Source organism: Amycolatopsis melonis (assembly GCF_040064235.1).
Taxonomy (GTDB): Bacteria; Actinomycetota; Actinomycetes; order Mycobacteriales; family Pseudonocardiaceae; genus Amycolatopsis; species Amycolatopsis melonis.
Window position 1 is genome coordinate 341159 of the sequence record NZ_JBDZYD010000013.1, and the last position, 22869, is coordinate 364027.

Here is a 22869-nt window from a genome sequence, read left to right on the forward strand (position 1 = left end):
CAGATCCATACTGACAGTGATTTTCCGGAACTGAACCCTCAACTTTTCCCGGTCACCGGGACCGGTTCCGCCGTCAGGAGCACCGCGGTACTCCCCCGGCGGGCATCCCGGCGGTCGAGCCACCCGAGCAGCGGCGCCGTCATGACCGTGGTCACCAGCGCGACGAGCACCAGCACCGTGAACAACGCCGGCGACACGATCCCGGCGGCGAGCCCGATGTTGAGCGCGATCAGCTGCATCAGCCCCCGCGCGTTGACGAGGACGCCGACACGCGTCGCGATCTCCGGCGGCTCCCCGGCCAGCCGCGCCGCGCCCCAGGAGGCACCCAGCTTGCCGGCAATCGCGACGAGGACCGCCACGAGCGCGAAGGCGAGCAGCTTCGGGTCGGCCAGCAGCGCGAACCGCGTGTTCAGCCCGGAATAGGTGAAGAACAGCGGGACGAACACGATGCGCCCGATCGGCATGATCTTCGCCAGCACCGCGTCGGAGGCTTCGCCGCGCGGGAACGCCACGCCGACGGTGAACGCGCCGAACACCGCGTAGAGCCCGATGGTGTCGGTGAACCACGCGGCCGCGAACAACGTCATCGCGGTGACGAGCACGCGCTGGTCGACACTCACCCGGTCGCTGCCCATCAGCCGCTTCAGCAGCCGCCGTCCGACGAGGAAGACCAGCAGCGCGAACAGCAGCCCGCCGCCGAGCGCCAGCGCGACCGGACCGGCGGACCCGGCGTGCATGCCCAGCACGACCGCCAGCAGCAGCCACGCGAGGACGTCGTCGAGCGCGCCGCAGGCCAGGGCCAGCGACCCGAACCTCGTCGAGGCGATCCCGCGTTCGGTGATGATCCGGACCATCATCGGGAACGCCGTGATCGCCACGGCCACGCCGACGAACGCGGCCGACGTCACCGGCGAAACGCCCGGCTTGCCGAGGCCGGCCCACGACGTCCCGGCGACCGCGACGCCGATGCCGAGCAGCAGCGGCACCAGCGTCCCGGCCGAGGAGATCGCCGCGACCGACTTTCGCGACCGCGCGATGCTGCGCAGGTTGAACTCGTAGCCCGCGCCGAACATGTAGATGACCAGGCCGATCTGGCCGCCGACGTAGAGCAGCGAACGGACTTCGGCGGGGAACAGCGCGGCCTGGACGTCCGGCAGCAGCAGCCCGAACAGCGACGGGCCGAGCAGCACCCCGGCGATCATCTCCCCGACCACCGGCGGCTGGCCGAGCCGGACCGCGGCCAGGCAGACCAGCCGGACCACCACGAGGATCACCACGACGGCGAGGAAGAACAGCGGTGCCGCTTCGGACGGGCTCATCGGTTGCCTCCGGCGAAGTAGGTGCTGCAGAGCGCTTGGCGGCGGGCGTCGAGGACCATGTACGTGCCGAAGACGAGCTGGGCGAGGCTGCGCCAGACGTCCTCCCAGCGGTCGCGCACCGCGAGCCAGGCCAGCGGCAGGCGCTTGCGCGGCGCGCCCCGCGGGGTGAGCAGCGCCGGGCCGCGGTTCGGGATCGAGCGGGTGTGCCCGGCGGTCGAGGCGAGGCTGAAGCGCCGCAGCACTTCCTGCGTCACGACCCGCATGGCAGGCGGGGCGACTCCACGGGCCGGGCACGCGCGGTTCTGCGCGACCCCGAAGGGGACGAAGTCCTCCTTGGGCGCCTGCGCGGCGAAGTCCGGATAGCTGAAGCACAGCACCGTCCCGGCCGGGATCGTCAGGTGCGCCAGCTCGATGTCGGCCGTGGTGATCCGGTGCGCGATGCCGAACAGCGGGTACTCGCGCAGGCCGTCGTCGATGACGCGATCGATGTCCTCCGGGTGCTCGGCGAGCCGCTGCTGGAGGCCGGGACGCTGCGCGAGGATCATCAGCAGGTGCGCCATCGCCTCGGACATCTGGACGACGGCGGTGGTGAAGAACGTGCCCTGCAGGTAGTAGACCTGTTCCTCGGGCGTCAGAGATTCCGGCAGCGGATGCGGGACGTCGGCGAGGCGCCGCCGCAGGTACCGCGTCAGCCGGGCGCGGCGGCGCATGTTCCGGGGCCGCACGCACTTCAGCGCCGAGACGACGTCGTCGGCGTGCGCCACGATCAGGTCGCGGGCTTCCGGCGGGCACGGCTCGTCGAGGACCAGCTCGTGGTACAGCTCGGCCCAGATCGGCATCATCGTGTCCCGCAGCCGGACCAGCCCGGGGCCGACGTCGTCCAGGACACGCGTGGCGACACGCCGAGCCAGCTCCTCGGCGTCCTTTTTGGACTTGACGAGGATGTGCCGGGTGCACTTGGCGACCTCGTCGTAGCGCGGCCCGGCTTCGAGGTGCTCCTGGTGCACCTCGGGCCCCGGGGAAAGCCAGTACCAGAACAGGTCCGACAGCGCGGCGCCGCGGCTGCGGCCGTTGGCCGCCGGGTCGGCGTAGACGCGCCGGAAGTCGGCGGCGCCGACCTGCTCGCCCGGGACCGTCACGACGTCCTGGCCGTTGACCAGCGCGAAGATCTTCATCCGCAGGGCCACGACCCGGCCGGGCAGCCAGGCGGGCGCGGACGCCACCGCGGCCGCCACCAGCACCTTGCCGATCATCGCCGCACCTGGTCCGGCGTGAGGTCGGCCGGGTGCCGCCCGCCGCACAGGGCCAGCGCCTGGTCGAAGTCGGCCCGCAGCAGTTCGAGGACCTCGGAGACGCCTTCGCGGCCGCCCGCGGCCAGGCCCCACACCACCGGTCGGCCGACGGCGACGGCGTCCGCGCCCAGGGCGAGCGCCTTGACGGCGTCGGTGCCGCGCCGGATCCCGCCGTCCAGCAGCACCGGCAGCGCCCCGCCGACGGCCGCCGCGATCTCGGGCAGGACGTCGATGGTCGCCGGGACGGTGTCGAGCTGGCGGCCGCCGTGGTTGGACACGACGATCCCGGCGACGCCGTGGTGCACGGCCAGCCGCGCGTCCTCGGCGTGCAGCACGCCCTTGATCAGCACCGGCAGCTTGGTCTTGCCCCGCAGCCAGGCGATGTGGTCCCAGTTCAGCCCGGCCGACATGACGATCTCGCGGACGTGACTGGCGTTGCCGCCACTGCGGTTCTCGCCGAGGTTGCGGAGGTTCTCGACGGCCAGCCCGGGAGGGAGGTCGTGGAAGGCGTTGCGGTCGTCGCGCTCGCGGCGGCCGAGCACGGGCGAGTCGACGGTGACGACGAACGCCTTGACCCCCGCGGCTTCCGCGCGCCGCACGATCGCCTCGCTGAACTCCAGGTCGGGCTGCAGGTAGAGCTGGAACCACAGGCCAGGGTCGGGAGCGGCCTCGCGGGCGGCCGCGGCGATGTCCTCGATCGCCGTGGTGGCGGCCATGCTGACGATCAGGATCGTGCCCGCCCGCGCCGCGGCCTTCGCCGTGGCCAGTTCCCCGTCGGGGTGGGCGAGCCGGTGGAACGCCGTGGGCGCGACGAGGATCGGCATCGAGGACGGCGTCCCGAGCAGCGTCAGGCTCAGGTCGCGCTTGTCGCTGCCACGCAGTACGCGCGGGATCAGCCGCAGCCGTTTGTACGCGCTTTCGTTCTCCCGCAAGGTGATCTCGTCCTGCGCGCCGCCCGCGAAGTAGTCGTAGTGTGCCGGATCGAGGCGCTCGCGGGCGGCCGCCTCGAACTCCGCGATCGAGCGCATCACAGCTCCCGCGCGAAGAAGGCGGCCAGCGGTCCGATGTGGACTTCCCGGTCCCACTCGTTCTCGAGGTTCTCGGTGACGTGGTGGGTCGCGACCAGCTCGCCGCGGCGGTAGTGCCGCACGATCGGGTGCAGGTAGTGACCTTCGCCGTGGTCGTTCGCCTTGTCCTGGCTGGCACGCGCGACGAAGTCGAAGGGATCGACCTTGTCGTGGTCCGGCCCGTAGTCGAGGGTGACGACGAAGGCGTCGTCCGGCGGGTCGCCCAGCAGCCGGTCGACCGGCACCTCTTCGAGGTAGCGGGCCGTGTCGCCGTCGACCACGACGACGTCACCGAGGAAGCCGAACTGCTGGTACAGCCCGGAAGTCCGGTTGATCCGGGTGATCACGGCCTCGGTCAGCGCGTCCGGCTTGGCGGCCAGTTCGGTGTGCGGCCACGGCCTGCCGTGATGACGCTCGCCCAGCACCTTGACCAGCGCGCGGGCGCCGTAGCGGAAGCCGTGGATGAACGCGCTGGTGGCCTTCTTGAAGTCGCGGACCTGGGTGATCGTGCCCGCGAAGTACAGGCCGGGCACGGTGACCGACTCCCAGTCCGGCGTCTGCGCCGGGAACCGGCCGTTGATCACCAGCTCCGGACGGCAGTCCTCGTCGAAGACGTCCGCGTCGAACCGGAAGCCGGTGCAGCAGATGACCCGGTCGTAGCGGATCTCCTTGACCACCTCGTCGGCGCGGGCGAAGGCGAACTTGACGTGGTAGCCGTCGGCGTCCCTGCGGATTTCGCGCACGTCGCCGTCGAGGATCGCGTGCTGCAGTTTCAGCTGGTACATGTCGAGGATGCCCGCGTTGAAGGCCCGCAGGTGCCCGACGAAGTGCGTGCGCCAGGCCAGCTTCACCGGCCGCGGCCCGCCGACGTGCACGACCGCGGCCCGTTCCATGAGGTTGTCCGCGGTCTCGAAGGCGGAGTTGCCCTTGCCGAGGACGAGGACCCGCTGATCGGCGAAGTGCTCCGGATCGACGTCGACGTCGACGTACTGGTCGATCAGGTCGGCGCCGGGGAAGTCCGGAATGTACGGCTTCGTGACGCCGGTGGCCATGATCAGCCGGTGCGCCGCGAACTCGGTGTCCCCGGCCGTGAGAACGAAGACAGCGCTTTCGCGGCGGATGCGCGTCACGCGGGTGTCGTAGCGGACCTGGACGTCGTGCTTCGCCGCGTAGTCGGCGAGGTAGCGAAGCAGGGCTTCGGCGGGCGGGAAGAGCTTGTCGCTGTAGGCGGTGAACAGGAGGGGATCGTCGTCGCCGTCGGCGAGGAGCGAGTTCCAGTCCATCCGGAGGTTCAGCTCCGGGTCGGCGTAGCCGGTGTGCTTCTTGTTGACGGAGATGAGCGTCCGGTGCCGCGGGAAGGTCTCGAAGAAGTGCCCGGGCGCGGACCCGGCCTCCAGCACGAGGTACCGGTACCCGGCACGGCCGAGAAACTGCCCCAGCTGCAACCCGGCAGGCCCGGCCCCGACCACCAGATAATCGAGCACATCCTCCGCCACGACGACCTCCCGGGACTCGGCACCGACCGCATGATCGGCGCCGAGCCTGCCCCGGAGATCTCAGAAAAGGCTCAGAGCGCCACTTTCACGTGAAAGTGGCGCTTCAGCGGCCGGCGGCGCGGGCCAGCTGCTCCGGGTAGCGCTCTCCCGCGACGGTGCCGGCGGGCGCGAGCTGAAAGGCGCTTTCCTGGCATCCGATGCGAGGAAAGTCCCTTTCACTGCACCAGGTGAGACGAAAGTCCCTTTCAGCCCACCCCGGACGCACCGTGCGGGGCCGCGGCAGAAGACCCAAACCCGCGACTCCTACCGCCCGGCGGCGCGGGCCAGCTGCTCGGGGTAGCGCTCTCCCGCGACGGCGTCGGTGGGCGCGGCCGCCTCGATCGCCGCCAGGTCATCGGCCGTCAGCTCCAGCGAAGCCGCCGCCACGTTCTCCTCCAGGTACTTGCGGCGCTTGGTGCCCGGGATCGGCACCACGTCCTCGCCGCGGGCCTGCACCCAGGCCAGCGCCAGCTGCCCGGCCGTGACGCCCTTCTCCTCCGCCAGCTTCCGCAGCGCGTCGACGATCGCCATGTTGCGCTCGAAGTTGCCGTCGGCGAAGCGCGGCAGCGTGCGGCGCATGTCGTCGGCGGGCAGGTCGCGCACCGACGTCACCGCGCCGGTGAGGAAACCCCGGCCCAGCGGCGAGAACGGCACGACGCCGATGCCCAGCTCCCGGCACGTGTCCAGGATTTCGCCTTCGAGGCCGCGGGTCCACAGCGACCACTCGCTCTGCAGCGCCGTCACCGGGTGCACGGCGTGCGCGGCCCGGATCGTCGCGGCACTGGCCTCGGAAATCCCCGCGTACCGGATCTTCCCCGCCTCGACCAGGGAGGCCAGCGCACCCCACGTCTCTTCGATCGGCGTGTCCGGGTCGACGCGGTGCTGGTAGTACAGGTCGATGTGGTCGACGCCGAGCCGCCGCAGCGACTCGTCACAGCACTGCCGGACGTACTCGGCGTCGCCGCGGGCACCCATCACGCCGTCGGTCCACACGATGCCGAACTTCGTCGCGAGGACGACCTCGTCGCGGCGGCCGGCGATCGCGCGGCCGACCAGCTCCTCGTTGACGCCGCCGCCGTAGACGTTCGCCGTGTCCAGCAGCGTGACGCCGAGGTCGAGGGCCCGGTGGATCGTCGCGATCGACTCCTGGTCGTCGTCGCGGACGCCGTAGCCGTGGCTCATGCCCATGCAGCCGAGCCCCTGGGCACTGACCTCCAGGCCACCGAGCTTCCTGGTCTTCACGCGGAAATCTCCTCCATACCGGGTTCCACGCCGAGCACGTGCCGCTCGACCTGGGCGTAGTTGTCGATCTTGTAGTCGAGGATGTCGAGGCAGCCCTGCAGCTCGGCGATCCGCTCGGCGACCGACCGGCGCTGCTCCACCAGCAGGGCCTTGCGGCGGCCCGCGCTCGCGACGCCGTGGCGGCGCAGCGCGGCGTACTCGCGCATGCTCTTGATGGGCATCCCGGTGGTGCGCAGCTTGGTCAGGAAGCCCAGCCAGTTGAGGTCGTCGTCGGAGTAGGACCGGCGGCCTGCGGCGTCGCGGGCGGGCGGGTCGAGCAGTTTGATGCGCTCGTAGTACCGGAGGGTGTCGATGGACAGTCCGCTACGTCGAGCGGCTTCCGCTATCGAGTAGCTCATGGCCCGACAGTACGACCTGGAGTGCACTCCAGGTCAACTCCTCTTCCCTGCCAAAAATAACACCGTTGCGATACGCTGGGTGCATGGCGCGACCCCGCACGCACGACGAAGCGCTCCGGCTGAAGCTCCTCGACCGGGCAGGCGAACTCATCGCCGCCGACGGGCCGAAGGCGCTGTCCCTGCGCAAGCTGGCCGCCGACGCCGGGACGTCGACCACCGCCGTGTACTCCCTCTTCGGCAGCAAACCCGACCTGGTCAACGCCCTCTACACCGAGGGGTTCCGCCGCTTCGGCGCCCGGATGGCCCGCACCCCGCTGACCGGGGACGCCGTCGAGGACCTCGTCGCGCTCGGCCGCGCCTACCGCGCGAGCGCGCTGGCCGACCCGCACCTGTACGGGATCATGTTCACCCGGTCGATCCCGGGTTTCGAGCCCAACGAGGACGCCGAACAGCTCGCCCGCGAAACCCTCAAGCCGCTGGAACGGATCATCCGCCGCGCGATCGAGGACGGCGTCTTCGCCGACGTCCCGCCGGAGACCGTCGCGGTCGGCTGCTGGGGCATCGTGCACGGCCTGGTGTCCCTGGAACTGACCGGCAACCTGCCGGAGGAGTTCGACGTCACCGAGTCCTACGAGCGGGCCCTGCGCGCGAACGCCGAAGGCTGGCTGCGGCCTCAAAACAGCGACAGCAACCCGTCGTAGAGCGTCCTGTCCTGCGCGTCGCGCACCACGACGTGCACCTTCGTCTCCGGCTGGCGCGCGATGTTCTTCGGGAGCCAGGTCAGTGCCATGCCGTCGACGACGCCGACCTCGGCGCTCGTGCCGATGCCGAAGTCGATGGTCGCCTTCGCCGCGGTCAGGGGCAGGGCCAGGACGAACGGCGTCTGCCACTTCTCCCGGTCACCGCCCGCCTCGGCCATCCCCAGGGTCTCCGCCGGCACGACGCGCACCGGCGGCGTCTGCGGCCCGACCATCTCCGGGTAGGCCCGTGACCTCGTCTTCCCCGCCCGCCCGTAGTCGGGCTGGGTCGCGCACACCACGACCCGGCCGTCCCGGCGGCCGGTGACCACCTGGTAGCGGTCGTTCTGCAGCAGCGGCCCCGGTGCGAAGGCCGCGGCGTCCGGGACGACTTCCTCCTCCGCGGCGGCCAGGCAGTCGCCCAGCGCCCGTCCCGCGGGGGACGTCCGGTCGGCGGTCAGCGGCCGGTCGGTGACCGAAAGCAGCGGCGGCGGCGCCGCGGCCAGCACGGTCGAGGCCTGGAACGGGGCGCGTTCGAGAGTCATCGTCGTCCGCGCCGGATCCGTCCGCATCATGGTCACGAACTGGCCGGTGACCGGGGACGAGCGGACCGACCCCGGCACGGATTCGCCGCTCAGGGTGCGGGCGGTGAGATAGGCGTTCTCCGCTCCCCGGTCGGTGACCCCGCCGACCGTCCCGGTCGGGCTGTGCAGCAGCAGCCCGATCCCGGTGCCCGGGGTGCGCGCGGGCGTGGCACCCGGGTCCGACAGCGTCACGGTCGTCTCGGTGGTCTCGCAGAACAGCGGCTTGCCCGCCGCGGTCGCCGCCACCACGGCATCTGTCTGCAGGACCTCCGTGAACAGCGGCACCCACTCGGCGCGCGGCGGCACGCGGTCCGCCTTGCCCGCCGACTGCACGGCCGCCCAGCAGCGGTCGAGCGCCGTCGTCGCCACCTGCGTGTCGAGGGTGAGGTCTCCGGGGCCCGGGTCGGGCGCCGGAGCCGGTCCCGGGGTCGCGACCGGCTGCCGGATCACCTGCGTCGCGACGACCGCACCCGCGGCCAGCAGGACGACGGCGGCCGCCGCGGCGGCGTACCAGGCACGGGACGGCCGTCGCGACGCCATGCCGCGGCGGACTTCGGCACGCAGGCGCGCGCGGACGTCGTCCGGCAGCTCGCGGCGCGGCGGCAGGCCGAGATCGTTGCTCATTTCTCCTCCAGCAGCGTGCGCAGCCGGGTGCGGGCGCGGGACAGGTGGGCGCGGACGGTGACCTCGGCGACGGTCAGCAGCTCGGCGGCGTCGGCGACGCTGAGGTCGCCGAGCAGGCACAGCTCGACGACGGCCCGCTGCGCCTTCGGCAGCGACCGCACGGCTTCGACGATCTCGCGCAGCCGCTGCTCCCCGTCGAGCCGGGCGGCGACCGCGTCGGCGTGGTCGGACACCACCGGCAGGTCCGGGATCTTCTTGAGCAGCCGCAACCGCCGTTTCGCGCCGCGATGCTCGTCGCGGGCGGCGTTGCCGGCCACGGTGTAGAGCCACGGCAGGGCGCTGTCCCGGACCAGCCGGACGTCCCGGCGCCGCCGCCACGCGGTGAGGAACGTGCTGGAGGTGAGGTCCTCGGCGGCGGACCACGAGCCGGTCAGCCGGTAGGCGTGGTTCCAGACGGCCTCGGCGTGCCGCTCGAACAGCGCGGCGAAGGCGGCTTCGTCGCCTTCGGAAACGCGGTCCCAGAGCGCCCGGTCACCCACCGGTACCCCCGTCGCATGGCTGGTCACACTCCTCAGTGGCCGGCACCCGGACAAATGTTGCGCGCAACTTCCGTGGCACTGGCGGCCACTTCCGGTCGTGATCATGGAGCAGGTCCGGACCACGGACAACCGGACGAGGGCGTGGCGGCTGCCGGTCGCGGCCGCGGGCGTGTCGGCGGCGGTGTTCCTGCCGGCCCGGCCCCACCTCGTCGACGACACGTACATCACGCTGGCCTACGCGCGGAACCTGGCGTTCCACGGCCACTGGGGCCTGCTGGCCGACGCGACGTCGAACTCCGCGACGTCCCCGGCGAACGTCCTCGCCCTGGCCGTCCTGACGTTCGTGCTGCGGGACGCGGTCGCCGCGGCAGGCGTGCTGTACGTGCTGAGCCAGGTGGCGCTGGTCCTGGCCCTGCGACGGCTCGGCACCGCGTTGCCGCGCTGGTTTCCCGGGCTGGCGTTCGCGGCGCTGACGGCGAACCCGCTGCTGCTGTCCTCGATCGGGCTGGAGGTCGCGCTGGGCGCCGCGGTCCTGGCCTGGCTGACGGTGTTCGCGGTCGCGCGCCGCCCGCTCGCGTTCGGCCTGACGGCGGGCGCCCTCGCCCTCGTACGGCTGGACCTGCTGATCTTCGCGCTGGTCCTGGGTTTCGCGGTGCGGTCCGGCCGCGCACTCCTCGGCGCGGCGCTCGTCGCGCTGCCGTGGTTCGCGTTCAGCTGGGTCGCGCTCGGCGCGGCACTGCCCGACACGTTCGTGATCAAGACGCTGCAGGGCACGCAGCGCACGTGGGGCCAATGGACCTTCGGCAACGGCCCGCTCTTCTACGCCCAGTCAGCTCCCTGGACGACGGCCCTCGCCTTCCTGCCGCTCATCGCCGTGCCGTTGGCGCTCCGGCACACTCCGGCGTTGCGGCCCTTCGCGCTGCTGGCGCTGGGCGGAGTGCTGTACCACGGGATGTACGTGCTGCTGACGGTCCCGCCGTACCACTGGTACTACGGCCCGGGAATCACGACGGCGACGGTGTTTCTCTGCGCCTGGGCGTCTTCTCGCCGCTTCGCGACCGGTTGTGTTGTCGCGCTGGTAGCCGCTTCCGTGATCGCGTACGCGGCTCCCGGGTTGCCGCGCGAGTTCGCGCCGCTGACGTCCAACTACGCGTCGACGGCGAAGTACACCGAGATCGGCCGCGACCTGCGGGCGCTGGCCGGGTCGAAGGTGATCGGCAGCGCCGGTGAGATCGGCGTGCTGGCGTACACGTGCGAGTGCGCCATCGTCGACGTGTTCGCCGACCGCGGCCTGCTCCCGGCGGCCATCGAGGCCCGCGGCGCCGGAAACCGCTGGCTGCGCGCGGCCCTGCGAGTGGACTACGCATTCTTCGACTTCGACGTCCACCCGCGGCGGCCGGACCTGGTCCTGCGCCGGTTGCCGTCCCCACCGCCGGACGCGCTCGCGCACTGGACGCTCGACGCGCCGACGCTGGGGAAGCAGGAGCTCTACCTGGTGCCGTCCTGACGAAAGCGCGGCAGACCACCCAGGGCGCGCTCGAGCCGCTAGACGGCGCCGTACTGGCGGTCACCCGCGTCGCCGAGGCCCGGGACGATGAAGCCCGAGTCGTTGAGGCGCTCGTCGATGCTCGCGGTCACCACGCGGACCGGCAGGCCGGTCTTCTCCAGGTGCGCCAGGCCCTCCGGGGCGGCCAGCGCGCAGATGGCCGTGACGTCGTCCGCGCCGCGGCCGGTGAGCAGGCGGATCGTGTACTCCATCGAACCGCCGGTGGCGAGCATCGGGTCGAGCACCAGGACCGGGCGGTCGGCGAGCGACTCCGGCAGCGACTCCAGGTACGGCGTCGGCTTCAGCGTCTCCTCGTCGCGCGCCAGGCCGACGAAGCCCATCTGCGCGTCCGGGATCAGCTTGTGCGCCTGGTCGGCCATGCCGAGCCCGGCCCGCAGCACCGGCACCAGCAGCGGCGGCTTGGCGAGGGTGTACCCCTCGGTGCGGGCGACCGGCGTGTGGATCCGCTCGGTCTTCACCGGCACGTCGCGCGTGGCTTCGTAGACCAGCATGACGGTCAGCTCGTGCAGCGCGGCCCGGAACGCGGCGCTGTCGGTGCGCGCGTCGCGCATCGTGGAGAGCCGGGCCTTCGCGAGGGGGTGGTCGACGACGTGCACATCCATGCGGGTCAATCTAGCTGCCTCGCGAACTTCTTCACCCAGCCGCGCTGCCAGGGCGTTTCGACGGCCCGCTCGTGGTAGTGCCGCCTCGTCCACGCGACGGCTTCGTCCGCGGGAACGCCGGACAGGACGGCCAGGCAGGCCATCACCGTGCCGGTGCGGCCGGCACCGCCGTAACAGGCGACCTCGACCGTCTCGCTCTTCGCCCGTTCGTGCAGGTTCCGGATCTGCCGCCGGGCGGCTTCGGAGTCGCGGGGCAGCAGGAAGTCGGGCCAGGTGATCCACTCGTGCGGCCAGGTGAGGCCGCCGCCGTGCTTGCGCCGCAGCTTGCTCGTCCCCAGGTAGAGGCCGAAATCGGGCTCGGGTTCGGCGGGCCGCGGGCGCCCCAGCCCCCGCCCGCGGACCCGGATGCCGTCGGGGAACTCGACCGTGGTTGATCCCATCGGCCCAGTGTCCTCCGGAAGACGGACACGCAGGGTGGTTTTCGCCGATAAGCTGCCCCGGGTGAGCGAACTGACGCCCGACCAGATGCGGGCCTCCGACGCCGACCGCGAGCGCGTCGCCCAGGTGCTGCACAACGCCCTCTCGGAAGGGCGGATCACGGTGAACGAGCTGGAAGAGCGGCTCTCGACGGTGTATGCGGCGAAGACGCTGGGCGAACTCAAACCGGTGACGGCGGACCTGCCGGTGTCCAGCACGGCGGTCCAGCCGGCGCCGTCGCAGGCACTGGGCTACCCCGACCAGCGGATCGGCGGCCACCCGGGCTCCCCGGTGTCGATCGGCGTCATGTCGGGCGCGGTCCGCAAGGGCAGCTGGGTCCTGCCCCCGCAGCACAACAGCTTCGCGTTCTGGGGCGGCACAGAGATCGACCTCAGGCAGGCCCGCTTCGCGGACAAGAACTGCACGATCACGGCGGTCGCCATCATGGGCGGCATCCAGATCACGGTCCCGGACGACATCAACGTCGACGTGACAGGCATCGGCTTCATGGGCGGCTTCGTGCTGGAGGACAAGTCGGGAGCACCGCCGGCCCCGCCCACCGCGCCGACGGTGAAGATCAACGGGCTGGGCTTCTGGGGCGGAGTCGTCGTGTACCGCAAGCCGGCGCAGCGGTCGGAACCACCGCAGATCGAAGGGGCCTGACCCGCCGCAGGTGACACGGGAAGTCGCGTCGTCACACCGAGTGATCCGGCTCCGGACCCCGCGAACTGTCGGACCCGCCGCCTAGACTCAGGCGCATGACAGCCACGACCAGCACGTCAGCGGCGCCGGCCACCCCGGCACCGCTGGCGGACGCGACTCGCGACGACGCGAGCCTGCGCCGGTTCCTGCTCGGGCTGCCCGGTGTCGACCAGGTCGGCGTCGAGCAGCGCGCGGCGGGCCTCGGCACGCGCAGCATCAAGAAGGACGCCAAGCGGTGGGCCATCGACACCGCCATCTCCATGGTCGACCTGACCACCCTGGAGGGCGCCGACACCCACGGCAAGGTCCGCGCGCTCGCCGCGAAGGCCGTCCGGCCCGATCCCGAGCGTGCGGACACTCCGCGCGTCGCCGCCGTCTGCGTGTACCCCGACCTGGTCGCCACCGCCGTCGAAGCGCTCGCGGGCAGCGGCGTGCACGTCGCCAGCGTCGCCACCGGCTTCCCCGCCGGACGCACGAGCCGCGAGATCAAGCTGGCCGACACCCGGATCGCCGTCGACGCGGGCGCGCACGAAGTCGACATGGTGATCGACCGCGGCGCCTTCCTCGAAGGCCGGTACATGGACGTCTTCGAGGAGATCCGGGCCGTCAAGGAAGCCTGCGGCGACGCCCACCTCAAGGTCATCCTCGAGACCGGCGAGCTGGCGACCTACGACAACGTGCGGCGCGCGTCGTGGCTGGCGCTGCTCGCCGGCGGCGACTTCATCAAGACCTCCACCGGGAAGGTCTCCCCCGCCGCGACGCTGCCGGTCACCCACATCATGCTGCAGGCCGTGCACGACTGGCACCGGCAGACCGGCGAGCTGCGCGGCGTCAAGCCCGCGGGCGGCATCCGGACGACCAAGGACGCGATCAAGTACCTGGTCGCGGTGCACGAGGTCGCCGGCGAGCAGTGGCTGACCCCGGACCTGTTCCGCTTCGGCGCGTCCAGCCTGCTCAACGACCTGCTGCTGCAGCGCCGCACTCAGGTGGACGGCCACTACAGCGGCCCCGACTACGTGACGGTGGACTGATGCCTGTTTTCGAGTACGCACCGGCGCCGGAGTCGCGCGCCATCGCGAACCTCAAGGACTCCTACAAGCCGTTCGTCAACGGCGAGTTCGTCGACGGCTCGGGCGAGCCGCTCAAGACGATCAACCCCGCGACCGAAGAGGTCCTCGCCGAGGTCGGCACGGCGTCGAAGTCCGATGTGGACACTGCGGTGAAGGCCGCGCGCAAGGCGTACGACTCGGTGTGGTCGAAGATGCCGGGCACCGAGCGCGCGAAGTACCTGTTCCGCCTCGCGCGGCTGATCCAGGAGCGCTCGCGCGAGCTGGCGGTGCTGGAGAGCCTGGACAACGGCAAGCCGATCAAGGAGTCGCGCGACTCCGACGTCCCGACCGCGGCGGCGCACTTCTTCTACCACGCGGGCTGGGCCGACAAGCTGGAGTACGCGGGCTACGGGCCCTCACCGAAGCCGCTCGGGGTCGCCGGGCAGATCATCCCGTGGAACTTCCCGCTGCTGATGCTGGCCTGGAAGATCGCCCCGGCGCTGGCCACGGGCAACACGGTGGTGCTCAAGCCCGCGGAGACGACGCCGCTGACCGCGCTGGTGTTCGCCGAGATCTGCCAGCAGGCGGAGCTGCCGCCGGGCGTGGTGAACATCCTGCCCGGCGCCGGCGACATCGGTGCGTCCATTGTGGACCACGCGGGCATCGACAAGATCGCCTTCACCGGCTCGACCGAGGTCGGCAAGGCCATCCAGCGCCAGGTCGCGGGCACGCCGAAGAAGCTGACGCTGGAACTCGGCGGCAAGGCGGCGAACATCGTGTTCGAAGACGCCCCGCTCGACCAGGCCGTCGAAGGCATCGTCAACGGCATCTTCTTCAACCAGGGGCACGTCTGCTGCGCGGGTTCGCGGCTGCTGGTCCAGGAGTCCATCGCGGACGAGGTGCTGGAGAAGCTGCGCTACCGCGTCTCGACGCTGCGCCTCGGCGACCCGCTGGACAAGAACACCGACATCGGCGCGATCAACTCGGCCGAGCAGCTGGCCAAGATCCGCGGCCTGGTGGAGTCGGGCGACGCCGAGGGCGCGCAGCGCTGGACCAGCCCGTGCCCGGTGCCGGACCGCGGGTTCTTCTTCGCGCCGACGGTGTTCGCGAACGTCCACCAGTCGATGCGCATCGCGCGCGAGGAGATTTTCGGCCCGGTCCTGTCGGTGCTGACGTTCCGCACGCCGGACGAGGCGGTGGCGAAGGCGAACAACACGCCGTACGGGCTTTCGGCCGGTATCTGGACCGAAAAGGGCTCCCGGATCCTGTGGATGGCCAACCAGCTGCGCGCGGGCGTGGTCTGGGCCAACACCTTCAACCGCTTCGACCCCGCCGCCCCGTTCGGCGGCTACCAGGAATCCGGCTTCGGGCGCGAAGGCGGCCGCACCGGGCTGGAGGCGTACCTGAATGTCTGACCGTATTTCCGTCGCGAAGACGTACAAGCTGTACGTCGGCGGCAAGTTCCCCCGTTCGGAGTCCGGCCGGGTGTACCCGGTGACCGACGGCAAGGGCAAGTTCCTGGCGAACGCGGCACACGCGTCCCGCAAGGACGTCCGCGACGCGGTGGTGGCGGCCCGCAAGGCCTTCCCCGGCTGGTCGGCGGCCACGGCGTACAACCGCGGCCAGGTGCTCTACCGGGTGGCCGAGGTGATGGAGGGCCGCCGCGACCAGTTCGTCGCCGAGGTGTCGGCGTCGGAGGGCCTGGCGGCGAAGAAGGCGGAGTCCATTGTGGACCTGTCGATCGACCGCTGGGTCTGGTACGCGGGCTGGACGGACAAGATCGCCACGGTCCTCGGCGCGGCGAACCCGGTGGCGGGCCCGTACTTCTCGTTCACGGTCCCGGAACCGACGGGCGTGGTGGGCGTCCTGGCGCCCCAGCAGTCGTCGCTGCTGGGCCTGGTGAGCGTGCTGGCCCCGGTCCTGGCAACGGGCTCGACGGCGGTGGTGGTGTCGAGCACGGACCGGCCCCTCCCGGCAATCACGCTGTCGGAGGTCCTCGCGACGTCGGACGTCCCGGGCGGCGTGGCAAACATCCTGACGGGCAACGCGGCCGAGCTGGGCCCCTGGCTGGCCTCCCACGCAGACGTCAACGCCCTGGACCCCACGGGAGCGACCCCGGCCGACCGCCCGGGCCTGGCCCGCGAAGCGGCGAACACGGTGAAGCGGGTCCTGACGGTCCCGGAGACCGAGCCGGACTGGACGGAAGCCCCGGACCTGACCCGGCTGCGCAGGTACCTGGAGGCAAAGACGGTCTGGCACCCACTGGGCGTCTGAGTTCGGAAAGCGAAGGCCACCACCCGGCCGGGCGGTGGCCTTCGCCCCATCCAGCGGCGATTACCGCTACAGTGCAGATGAGTACGGAACGTGATGCATCGGGGAGGGTGCAGTGCCGGACGACGACAGCTGGGCCTTCGAGGCGGAAACCGACCTCTGGGATGACGGAGAACGCCCGGCGCCGAAAGCCGAGGACGAACCCGAACCGGCAGGCCCCACGGGCCGCGACCCGGACGCGGTGGTGACGGTGACCGTCTCTCCCGAGGGTGCCGTCGAACGGGTCCGTCTCGCGGACGACTGGAAGAGCCGCGTCGACCCCCGCGGCCTCGACACGAACGTGCTGGCCGCGGCCAACGCCGCGACCATCGAGGCGTCGAGCCGGCAAGCCCGGGAGATCCGGGAGAATCCGCCCCCGCCGCCGAGGGCCGACCAGGACGAGACACCGCTCAACGCCCAGGACGTCCTGCGGCTGACCGACGCGGTGAACGCCGAACTCGAAGAATTCGCCGCCCAGGTGTCCGCAGTCGGCACCGGCATCGTCTCCGGAGAAAGCAGCGGCGGCCACGTCAGCGGCACCGCCCAAGGAGGGCGTTACCTCAGCCTGGAGCTCGACCCGACCTGGGCGTCGATCGCCCGGAATGCCGAGGTCGAGAGTGAGTTGCTGGACGTGCTGCGCACACTCCAGCGCATGTCGGCGCCTGCGGGCTTTGCCCCACAACCCTCAGGGCCGGCCTACGCCGAGTTGATGGGCTTGCTGTTCGATCCCGCCCGGCTTCTGAGACGAGTCGGTCTCAACCCGCCGCCCTCCAGCTTCGCCGACCCCAAAGGAGGCACCCGCTGATGAATGACATGGAAGTGGCACTGGAAGCCCTCCGCTCGGACGCCCGGACCTGGGATATCGCAGCTGACAATCTCAACCAGGCGCGCGGCATCGTGGCGCCGCTGGAACTGACTCCCCGGGACGTCATGAGCTTCGCGGCCGCCAGGGGCTTCGATCGCCGCTACAACGACATGCGCGCGAAACTGGATCTCCTGCTGGCCCAGGGCGCGGACAACTTCCGCGGTATCGCTGGCAGCTTGCTGAACGGTGCTGCCATCTACGAACGCGCCGAAGCGGAGCACGCCAGTCGCTTCGGCAAGCTCGACGGGCACTGAGGGGACGGCCATGACGGCACCGGCCGGCAACGAGATCATCAACCGGACGCTCGAGGACATCCGCGCCATCGAGGAGAAGTTCCGGGAGTTCATGGACAAGGTGCGTGACCTGCTCGATTGGGTGCCGGGCGCCCTGGAGTCGCTGGTCCGGCCGATCATCGACCTGGCGAACTACGTCAAGGAGAAGTTCGCCGAATACGTCCGGGCGCTCGAGCGCTTCAAGGACGACCAAGGCGATCCGGACAAGCTCAAGCAGGTGGGGCGGCAATGGATCGAGGAGTTTTCGCACACCGTCGACGAAATCGCGAGCACGCTGCACCTGGACAAGCTGAAGACCCAGATCTACTGGCAAGGCCGGGCGGCCGAGACCTACAAGTCCGCCGTTCCCGCGCAGATCGATCATCTGGACTCGATGAAGGATCTCGGTGAACAGCTGCGCGACTCGCTCACCAGCCTCGCCAACGGCATCGAATCCTTCTGGCTCGCAATGAAGATCATCGTCGGTGGCCTGCTCGCAGCCATCGTGTCCGCCATCCTGAGCGCGGCCACGGTCGTCGGCCTGCCCTTGGCACTGGGCATCCTTTCCGCGGCGATCGCCGCGGCCGTGGCTGCGATAACGGGCACGATCGTCGCCATCGAGGCACTGCTCGACGTGATCGAAACCGAGCAGAACTCCATCCAGGCCAAGATCGACGACCTGGGCGACCAGTGGGAGCGGACCGACACCACGACGATGTCGCACCGGGGTGACTGGCGGGTCAACGACTGACCATGACCGGCTTCCCGATGGATCCGCGGGCCTACGCCTGGATCCCGCCCCGCATGGCGGTCAAGATCCGCCGCACTCTGCCGCTGCTCGGTGCGCTCAGCACGGTCGCCGCCCTGGCCATCGGCACCGCCGCCCTCGTCATGGGGTACAGCCTGCCGATCAGCCACAATGCCGCCAACGGCATCGGCGTGATGCTCGGCGTTTTCTGTGCCGTGTTCCTGCTCATCTCGGGCGTCACGCTGCTGTTCGCACCCGCCTGGGTGGAGACCGGTCACCACGCTTCGGGAACCGGGTACATCCTGCGGCTCCGTCCCGCCTACCTGTCGGCCGGGCCACTCTGCGCCGGGAGCTGTTCCCTGCTCACCTTCCCGTTCTTCTACTTCTTCTCCACCGGGTCGCTGACCTGGTCGGCCCCCGGTCCGGACGGCTCCATCCCGATCACCTCCGGCATTCTGGTCTACCTGCTGCTGCCCCTGGTCGCCTTCGCGCTCGGCGTCGTCGACCTCCTCGTCGGCTGGCCGCTCCTGCGCCCCTCCCCGCGGACGTTCCACCGCTACCAGCGCTAACTCATCGTCACCGAGAACCCCGTCAGCGTGAACCGTGCCTTCCCCCCACCCGTGGAGCAGAACTCGATCCCATAGCCGATCTGGTTCACCGTCGGATTGGGCGGGAGCAGGCCCTTCCCGGTCGCCCACGCGATCATCGCCTTCAGGTCCACCACCCCGGAGTACTGCGGGGTCCGCGAAACGAACGCCACGTACCGGCCGTCGTCGTCGGCCCACACGTCGTACATGAAGCCTGAAGCCGCGTACGTCGTCAGCTTCTTGCCCGCGGGGATCTGCTTGCGGTTCTCCGTCCACACCATCAGCTCGCTGACCCCCGGGCGGTTGCCCACCCCGTTGAGCCAGACGTCGTAGGCCACGTCGTACACCCCGATGCCCGGCCCGCGGCCCGCAAAAGACGACGTGATCACCGTGAAATCGTCGAACGGCCTTCCTTTCTGTCCGGCAATGTCCTTGTGTACATTCGGATAGGTTTTCACCGACGAAGTCTCCGGCTGCACCGAATCGACGTACCAGTTGTCGTACGCGCACCCACGCAAAGTCTGCGGACCCGCTTCTTCGGCATTCCACACGTTGTTGTCGACGTAGTATCCGCCGTCCGCGCGGCCGCCGTCACGATCACTTGTCGTGAACTCGGGCGTGCCACAACTACGGATCAGCGACACCGGCGGCGGGTCCGGGACCGTCGGCGTGACCTGGAGAATCGGCGCCACCACGCCTACTGGGGCGACGCCGGGACCGCAGCCGGCGAGGCAGAGAAAGGGAATGACCAACAACGCCGAACTTCGTCGCATTTTCCCGCCCGCGGCCACCGTTCCGGCAGAACGAGGCGGACCCTAACACGGAAAACCGGGAAATCAGTCCGGGTCGAGGTCACGAGAAGTGATCGGACGCCCGGGCAGCTCGCTGCCCGGCTGTGCGCTGAGGCCGTCGATCATGATTCCGACGCAGCGGCGTGCCGCCATTTCCGCCACGTCCGCCGACTTCGCGCGCATCTGGCGCAGCAGCGTCGCGAACAGGATCGCGATGTCGCCCGCCGCGACGTCCATGCGGAGCCTGCCCTCGGCCTGTGCGCCCGCGACGAAACCGTCGAGGACCTCCAGGATCTCGTCGCGGAGGCCGCGGACCTGCGGGTCGTTCTTGAGGATCACCAGCGCCCGGTGCGACACCATCGACAGCTGGACACTCAGCTGCAGCTCCACCGACTGCCGCAGCAGCCGCTCCAGCGCGCGCCACGACGACGTCTCCTCCGCGGCGATCTTCTTCGCGTCGACCAGCACGCGCTCGAAGTTGTCCATCGCGACCGCGCGGATCAGCGCGTCCCGGTCGGGGAACCGGCGGTACAGCGTGCCCACGCCGACGCCGGCCGCGCGGGCGATCTCCTCCATCGGCACCTCGGGCCCGGAGACGGCGAAGATGCTCTTCGCGGCGGCCAGGATCTGGTCGCGGTTGCGCCGCGCGTCCGCCCGCAGGGTGGTCTCGGGGTCTGCCGTCATGCCGTTCGCCTTCCGCTGAATCGCGCGCCTGATTCTCGCACGGCCAGGCGCCCACCCACTCGGTCCGGAAGCAGTCACCCATTGGCTAGTGGACGATGTCCTTCCGCTTCGGTACCGTGGGCAGGGAACCGGAATGTAATCCTCCACATACTTTCCGTCCTGACTCAGGGGGTCCGAAATGACCGAAGTGGCCGAACCCACCACGACGAACGACGTCTTCCCGCTGCTGCGCAGCTGCCCCTTCGCGCCGCCGCCCGCCTACGAGAAGCTGCGCGAAGCCGGCCCGGTCCACCGCGTCAAGCTGCAGTCCGGCAGCGAGGCGTGGGCGCTGACGCGGCTGGAGGACGTCCGGCAGATGCTCACCGACCCGCGGTTCAGCTCCGACCGGTTCAACCCCGGCTTCCCCATCCTCACCAAGCAGGGACGGCCGGTCCGGCGGGGCGGCTTCACGCCGTCGCTGATCAACATGGACCCGCCGGAGCACGGCGCGGCGCGGCGCGAGGTCGTCGGCGAGTTCACCGTCAAGCGCATGAAGGCCCTGCAGCCGCGGATCCAGCAGATCGTCGACGAGCACATCGACGCGATCCTGGCCGGCCCGAAGCCCGCCGACCTCGTCTCCGCGCTGGCGCTGCCGGTGCCGTCGCTGGTCATCTGCGAGCTGCTCGGCGTCCCGTACGCCGACCACGACTTCTTCCAGGCCCGCAGCTCGGCCATGCTCAACCGGGAGATCGACCAGGAGACCCGGACCAAGGCCGTCGACGAGCTGCAGGAGTACCTCGACCGGCTGGTCTCGGAGAAGGAGGCCGAGCCCGCCGACGACCTGCTCGGCCGCCAGATCCTCAAGCAGCGCGAAGAGCACGGCAAGGCCGACCACGACTCGCTGGTCTCGCTGGCGTTCCTGCTGCTCATCGCCGGGCACGAGACGACGGCGAACATGATCTCCCTCGGCACGGTCGCGCTGCTGGAGAACCCCGGCCAGCTGGCGATCATCAAGAACGACCCCGGCAAGACCCTCGACGCCGTCGAGGAGCTGCTGCGGTACTTCACCATCGCTGAGTTCGCGACCTCGCGCGTCGCCACCGAGGACGTCGAGATCGCCGGGCAGCTGATCCGCGAAGGCGAGGGCGTGCTGGGCCTGAGCTACTCCGGCAACCGCGACGAAGCCGCGTTCGAGAACCCGGACGAGCTGGACATCGAGCGCGGCGCGCGGCACCACGTCGCCTTCGGCTTCGGTCCGCACCAGTGCCTCGGCCAGAACCTCGCCCGGATGGAACTGCAGATCGTCTTCGACACGCTTTTCCGCCGCATCCCGGGGCTGAAGCTGGCCGCGCCGGTCGAGCAGCTGCCGTTCAAGCACGATTCGTCGGTCTTCGGTCTCTACTGCCTGCCGGTGACCTGGTGAGGGGGACGTCATGACCGCGGTACACGAGTTCCCGATGACCCGGACGTGCCCGTTCGCGCCGCCGGAGGCGTACGCCGAGATCCGCGAGGAGGACCCGGTCACCCGGGTGCGGCTGCCCGACGGCAAGCAGGCGTGGGTGGTCAGCAGGCACGAAGACGTCCGGGCCGTGCTGAACGACCGGCGGTTCAGCGCCGACCGGCAGCACCCGGACTTCCCGCAGCTGGTGCCGGGACTGCGGCGGCCGGACGACGAGCGCACCATGATCACCATGGACGCGCCCGAGCACGGGCCCGCCCGCAAGGCCGTGCTCGGCGAGTTCACCGTGCGCCGGATGGAGGCGCTGCGGCCGCGGATCCAGGAGATCGTCGACGAGCGGATCGACGCGCTCCTGGCCGGTCCGCGGCCGGGTGACCTGGTCGAGACGCTGTCGCTGCCGGTGCCGTCGCTGGTGATCTGCGAGATGCTCGGCGTGCCGTACGCCGACCACGGCTTCTTCCAGGTCCAGACGGCGAAGGTGATCAAGCGGGCGACCCCGCCCGCGGAGCGCCGGGCGGCGGTCGACGCCGTGCGCGAGTACATGAGCGACCTCATCGCCGCGAAGGAGGACAACCCGCCGGACGACCTGCTCGGCAGGCAGATCGTCAAGCTGCGCGAAGAGGGCACCTACCGGCGGGCGGCGCTGGCCGCGACCGGGTTCCTGCTGCTGGTGGCCGGGCACGAGACCACGGCGAACATGATCTCGCTCGGCACGGTCGCCCTCCTGGAGCACCCGGACCAGCTGGCGCAGATCACCGCGGACCCGGGCAAGACGCTCGACGCCGTCGAAGAGCTGCTGCGGTACTTCACCATCGTCGACGCCGCCACGGCCCGGCTGTGCGTCGAGGACGCGGAGATCGGCGGGCAGCTGATCCGGGCAGGCGAAGGCGTGCTGGCGCTGGGCTACGCGGCCAACCGCGACCCGCGGGCGTTCGAGAACCCGGACGATCTGGACATCGAGCGCGGCGCACGCCACCACGTCGCCTTCGGCTTCGGCCCGCACCAGTGCCTCGGCCAGAACCTCGCCCGGATGGAGCTGCAGATCGTCTTCGACACGCTGTTCCGCCGGATTCCGACGCTGAAGCTGGCCACTGCGGTGGCCGACCTGCCGTTCAAGGACGACGCGAATATTTACGGCCTGTACCGGCTGCCGGTGACCTGGTAGAGATCGGACTGCCATCCCACCACAGGAAAGAAGGACCATGAAGATCATCGCGGACACCGGCAAGTGCGTCGGCGCCGGTCAGTGCGTGCTCACCGAGCCCGCGCTGTTCGACCAGAGCGACGAGGACGGCACGGTCATCGTGCTCGACGACGAGCCACAGGGCGAGCTGGTCGAGAAGGCCCGCGAAGCGGTGCACGTCTGCCCCAGCCAGGCCCTTTCCCTGCAGGAGTAGGTCTGCCGCCGCGTGTGGGGGGGGGGGGGGCCTGGTGTTCAAC

At 70.6% G+C, this 22869-nt stretch carries 25 protein-coding genes; 13 read left to right on the forward strand and 12 right to left on the reverse strand.

Annotated features, from left to right (window positions below):
- Nucleotides 1-38: 38 nt before the first annotated feature.
- The 6 genes from ABJI51_RS33015 to ABJI51_RS33040 all read right to left on the reverse strand — a co-directional run bounded on the left by ABJI51_RS33015 (nucleotide 39) and on the right by ABJI51_RS33040 (nucleotide 6853).
- Nucleotides 39-1319, reverse strand: coding sequence for a cation:proton antiporter (locus ABJI51_RS33015; RefSeq protein ID WP_348954974.1), 1281 nt, complete (start codon nucleotides 1317-1319; stop codon nucleotides 39-41).
- Complete coding sequence (locus tag ABJI51_RS33020) at nucleotides 1316-2572, reverse strand: cytochrome P450 (protein WP_348954975.1); 1257 nt, start codon at nucleotides 2570-2572, stop codon at nucleotides 1316-1318. The genes ABJI51_RS33015 and ABJI51_RS33020 overlap by 4 nt, the downstream gene beginning before the upstream one ends.
- A complete protein-coding gene (locus ABJI51_RS33025; protein WP_348954976.1) occupies nucleotides 2569-3639 on the reverse strand; it encodes an alpha-hydroxy acid oxidase in 1071 nt (356 codons plus the stop codon). Before ABJI51_RS33025 ends, ABJI51_RS33020 begins: the two co-directional genes overlap by 4 nt.
- Nucleotides 3639-5174, reverse strand: coding sequence for an NAD(P)-binding domain-containing protein (locus ABJI51_RS33030; protein ID WP_348954977.1), 1536 nt, complete (start codon nucleotides 5172-5174; stop codon nucleotides 3639-3641). The genes ABJI51_RS33025 and ABJI51_RS33030 overlap by 1 nt, the downstream gene beginning before the upstream one ends.
- A gap of 303 nt (nucleotides 5175-5477) precedes the next feature.
- Nucleotides 5478-6401, reverse strand: coding sequence for an aldo/keto reductase (locus ABJI51_RS33035; RefSeq protein ID WP_348955019.1), 924 nt, complete (start codon nucleotides 6399-6401; stop codon nucleotides 5478-5480).
- Nucleotides 6402-6451: 50 nt separating this feature from the next.
- Nucleotides 6452-6853 carry a MerR family transcriptional regulator gene (locus ABJI51_RS33040; protein WP_348954978.1) on the reverse strand — a complete coding sequence of 134 codons (402 nt, stop codon included), beginning with the start codon at nucleotides 6851-6853 and terminating at the stop codon, nucleotides 6452-6454.
- An 83-nt stretch (nucleotides 6854-6936) separates the two neighbouring features.
- On the opposite strand from ABJI51_RS33040, the gene ABJI51_RS33045 reads away from it, so the two are divergent.
- Nucleotides 6937-7554 (forward strand): TetR/AcrR family transcriptional regulator, encoded by a 618-nt coding sequence (locus ABJI51_RS33045; protein WP_348954979.1) that lies wholly within the window; start codon nucleotides 6937-6939, stop codon nucleotides 7552-7554.
- Here the strand turns inward: ABJI51_RS33045 and ABJI51_RS33050 are convergent.
- Together ABJI51_RS33050 and ABJI51_RS33055 are read right to left on the reverse strand one after the other, a co-directional pair.
- Entirely contained in the window at nucleotides 7527-8798 is a 1272-nt protein-coding gene (locus ABJI51_RS33050; protein ID WP_348954980.1) for a hypothetical protein, read from the reverse strand. The genes ABJI51_RS33045 and ABJI51_RS33050 overlap by 28 nt on opposite strands.
- Complete coding sequence (locus ABJI51_RS33055) at nucleotides 8795-9364, reverse strand: RNA polymerase sigma factor (RefSeq protein ID WP_431605684.1); 570 nt, start codon at nucleotides 9362-9364, stop codon at nucleotides 8795-8797. Before ABJI51_RS33055 ends, ABJI51_RS33050 begins: the two co-directional genes overlap by 4 nt.
- Before the next feature lie 76 nt (nucleotides 9365-9440).
- On the opposite strand from ABJI51_RS33055, the gene ABJI51_RS33060 reads away from it, so the two are divergent.
- Entirely contained in the window at nucleotides 9441-10844 is a 1404-nt protein-coding gene (locus ABJI51_RS33060) for a hypothetical protein (protein ID WP_348954982.1), read from the forward strand.
- A 38-nt stretch (nucleotides 10845-10882) separates the two neighbouring features.
- On the opposite strand, the gene upp is transcribed toward ABJI51_RS33060, so the two are convergent.
- The gene (upp, locus tag ABJI51_RS33065; protein ID WP_348954983.1) at nucleotides 10883-11506 is read right to left on the reverse strand and encodes a uracil phosphoribosyltransferase; all 624 of its coding nucleotides are present in this window, start codon (nucleotides 11504-11506) and stop codon (nucleotides 10883-10885) included.
- A gap of 5 nt (nucleotides 11507-11511) precedes the next feature.
- Nucleotides 11512-11946: a protein-tyrosine phosphatase family protein gene (locus ABJI51_RS33070; protein ID WP_348954984.1), complete on the reverse strand. Its 435-nt coding sequence runs from the start codon at nucleotides 11944-11946 to the stop codon at nucleotides 11512-11514.
- Nucleotides 11947-12031: 85 nt separating this feature from the next.
- Here ABJI51_RS33070 and ABJI51_RS33075 point away from each other — a divergent pair, with 85 nt between their 5' ends.
- The 8 genes from ABJI51_RS33075 to ABJI51_RS33110 all read left to right on the forward strand — a co-directional run bounded on the left by ABJI51_RS33075 (nucleotide 12032) and on the right by ABJI51_RS33110 (nucleotide 18498).
- Complete coding sequence (locus ABJI51_RS33075) at nucleotides 12032-12646, forward strand: DUF1707 SHOCT-like domain-containing protein (protein WP_348955020.1); 615 nt, start codon at nucleotides 12032-12034, stop codon at nucleotides 12644-12646.
- Nucleotides 12647-12741: 95 nt separating this feature from the next.
- Nucleotides 12742-13716, forward strand: a complete 975-nt coding sequence (gene deoC, locus ABJI51_RS33080; RefSeq protein ID WP_348954985.1) for a deoxyribose-phosphate aldolase — start codon at nucleotides 12742-12744, stop codon at nucleotides 13714-13716.
- A complete protein-coding gene (locus ABJI51_RS33085) occupies nucleotides 13716-15149 on the forward strand; it encodes an aldehyde dehydrogenase family protein (protein WP_348954986.1) in 1434 nt (477 codons plus the stop codon). Before deoC ends, ABJI51_RS33085 begins: the two co-directional genes overlap by 1 nt.
- Nucleotides 15142-16008, forward strand: coding sequence for an aldehyde dehydrogenase family protein (locus ABJI51_RS33090; protein ID WP_348954987.1), 867 nt, complete (start codon nucleotides 15142-15144; stop codon nucleotides 16006-16008). The genes ABJI51_RS33085 and ABJI51_RS33090 overlap by 8 nt, the downstream gene beginning before the upstream one ends.
- Nucleotides 16009-16120: 112 nt before the next feature.
- Entirely contained in the window at nucleotides 16121-16849 is a 729-nt protein-coding gene (locus tag ABJI51_RS33095) for a hypothetical protein (RefSeq protein WP_348954988.1), read from the forward strand.
- Nucleotides 16849-17163: a hypothetical protein gene (locus tag ABJI51_RS33100; RefSeq protein WP_348954989.1), complete on the forward strand. Its 315-nt coding sequence runs from the start codon at nucleotides 16849-16851 to the stop codon at nucleotides 17161-17163. The genes ABJI51_RS33095 and ABJI51_RS33100 overlap by 1 nt, the downstream gene beginning before the upstream one ends.
- Nucleotides 17164-17173: 10 nt before the next feature.
- Nucleotides 17174-17932 carry a hypothetical protein gene (locus ABJI51_RS33105; RefSeq protein ID WP_348954990.1) on the forward strand — a complete coding sequence of 253 codons (759 nt, stop codon included), beginning with the start codon at nucleotides 17174-17176 and terminating at the stop codon, nucleotides 17930-17932.
- Nucleotides 17933-17934: 2 nt separating this feature from the next.
- Nucleotides 17935-18498, forward strand: a complete 564-nt coding sequence (locus ABJI51_RS33110; protein ID WP_348954991.1) for a hypothetical protein — start codon at nucleotides 17935-17937, stop codon at nucleotides 18496-18498.
- Here ABJI51_RS33110 and ABJI51_RS33115 read toward each other — a convergent pair.
- Both ABJI51_RS33115 and ABJI51_RS33120 read right to left on the reverse strand, forming a co-directional pair.
- Nucleotides 18495-19307 carry a GH12 family glycosyl hydrolase domain-containing protein gene (locus tag ABJI51_RS33115; protein WP_348954992.1) on the reverse strand — a complete coding sequence of 271 codons (813 nt, stop codon included), beginning with the start codon at nucleotides 19305-19307 and terminating at the stop codon, nucleotides 18495-18497. The genes ABJI51_RS33110 and ABJI51_RS33115 overlap by 4 nt on opposite strands.
- A 45-nt stretch (nucleotides 19308-19352) precedes the next feature.
- The gene (locus ABJI51_RS33120) at nucleotides 19353-19991 is read right to left on the reverse strand and encodes a TetR/AcrR family transcriptional regulator (protein ID WP_348954993.1); all 639 of its coding nucleotides are present in this window, start codon (nucleotides 19989-19991) and stop codon (nucleotides 19353-19355) included.
- Between the two features lie 178 nt (nucleotides 19992-20169).
- Here ABJI51_RS33120 and ABJI51_RS33125 point away from each other — a divergent pair, with 178 nt between their 5' ends.
- Genes ABJI51_RS33125 through ABJI51_RS33135 form a run of 3 tightly spaced genes read left to right on the forward strand, consistent with a single transcriptional unit; the run spans nucleotide 20170 to nucleotide 22826 of the window.
- Nucleotides 20170-21393 (forward strand): cytochrome P450, encoded by a 1224-nt coding sequence (locus ABJI51_RS33125; protein WP_348954994.1) that lies wholly within the window; start codon nucleotides 20170-20172, stop codon nucleotides 21391-21393.
- 10 nt (nucleotides 21394-21403) lie between these two features.
- Nucleotides 21404-22594, forward strand: a complete 1191-nt coding sequence (locus ABJI51_RS33130) for a cytochrome P450 (RefSeq protein ID WP_348954995.1) — start codon at nucleotides 21404-21406, stop codon at nucleotides 22592-22594.
- 37 nt (nucleotides 22595-22631) lie between these two features.
- Complete coding sequence (locus ABJI51_RS33135; protein ID WP_348954996.1) at nucleotides 22632-22826, forward strand: ferredoxin; 195 nt, start codon at nucleotides 22632-22634, stop codon at nucleotides 22824-22826.
- Nucleotides 22827-22869 lie beyond the last annotated feature (43 nt).

Bases quoted from the DNA above. Each gene is read 5' to 3' on its own strand.
- ABJI51_RS33085 (WP_348954986.1), top strand. From the start codon at position 13,716: ATGCCTGTTTTCGAGTACGCACCGGCGCCGGAGTCGCGCGCCATCGCG.
- ABJI51_RS33045 (WP_348954979.1), top strand. From the start codon at position 6,937: ATGGCGCGACCCCGCACGCACGACGAAGCGCTCCGGCTGAAGCTCCTC.
- ABJI51_RS33120 (WP_348954993.1), bottom strand. From the start codon at position 19,991: ATGACGGCAGACCCCGAGACCACCCTGCGGGCGGACGCGCGGCGCAAC.
- ABJI51_RS33015 (WP_348954974.1), bottom strand. From the start codon at position 1,319: ATGAGCCCGTCCGAAGCGGCACCGCTGTTCTTCCTCGCCGTCGTGGTG.
- ABJI51_RS33020 (WP_348954975.1), bottom strand. From the start codon at position 2,572: ATGATCGGCAAGGTGCTGGTGGCGGCCGCGGTGGCGTCCGCGCCCGCC.
- ABJI51_RS33110 (WP_348954991.1), top strand. From the start codon at position 17,935: ATGACCGGCTTCCCGATGGATCCGCGGGCCTACGCCTGGATCCCGCCC.
- ABJI51_RS33130 (WP_348954995.1), top strand. From the start codon at position 21,404: ATGACCGCGGTACACGAGTTCCCGATGACCCGGACGTGCCCGTTCGCG.
- ABJI51_RS33135 (WP_348954996.1), top strand. From the start codon at position 22,632: ATGAAGATCATCGCGGACACCGGCAAGTGCGTCGGCGCCGGTCAGTGC.
- deoC (WP_348954985.1), top strand. From the start codon at position 12,742: ATGACAGCCACGACCAGCACGTCAGCGGCGCCGGCCACCCCGGCACCG.
- ABJI51_RS33025 (WP_348954976.1), bottom strand. From the start codon at position 3,639: ATGCGCTCGATCGCGGAGTTCGAGGCGGCCGCCCGCGAGCGCCTCGAT.
- ABJI51_RS33040 (WP_348954978.1), bottom strand. From the start codon at position 6,853: ATGAGCTACTCGATAGCGGAAGCCGCTCGACGTAGCGGACTGTCCATC.
- ABJI51_RS33060 (WP_348954982.1), top strand. From the start codon at position 9,441: ATGGAGCAGGTCCGGACCACGGACAACCGGACGAGGGCGTGGCGGCTG.
- ABJI51_RS33035 (WP_348955019.1), bottom strand. From the start codon at position 6,401: ATGGGCATGAGCCACGGCTACGGCGTCCGCGACGACGACCAGGAGTCG.
- ABJI51_RS33070 (WP_348954984.1), bottom strand. From the start codon at position 11,946: ATGGGATCAACCACGGTCGAGTTCCCCGACGGCATCCGGGTCCGCGGG.
- ABJI51_RS33100 (WP_348954989.1), top strand. From the start codon at position 16,849: ATGAATGACATGGAAGTGGCACTGGAAGCCCTCCGCTCGGACGCCCGG.
- ABJI51_RS33125 (WP_348954994.1), top strand. From the start codon at position 20,170: ATGACCGAAGTGGCCGAACCCACCACGACGAACGACGTCTTCCCGCTG.
- ABJI51_RS33050 (WP_348954980.1), bottom strand. From the start codon at position 8,798: ATGAGCAACGATCTCGGCCTGCCGCCGCGCCGCGAGCTGCCGGACGAC.
- ABJI51_RS33075 (WP_348955020.1), top strand. From the start codon at position 12,032: ATGCGGGCCTCCGACGCCGACCGCGAGCGCGTCGCCCAGGTGCTGCAC.
- ABJI51_RS33105 (WP_348954990.1), top strand. From the start codon at position 17,174: ATGACGGCACCGGCCGGCAACGAGATCATCAACCGGACGCTCGAGGAC.
- ABJI51_RS33090 (WP_348954987.1), top strand. From the start codon at position 15,142: ATGTCTGACCGTATTTCCGTCGCGAAGACGTACAAGCTGTACGTCGGC.
- upp (WP_348954983.1), bottom strand. From the start codon at position 11,506: ATGGATGTGCACGTCGTCGACCACCCCCTCGCGAAGGCCCGGCTCTCC.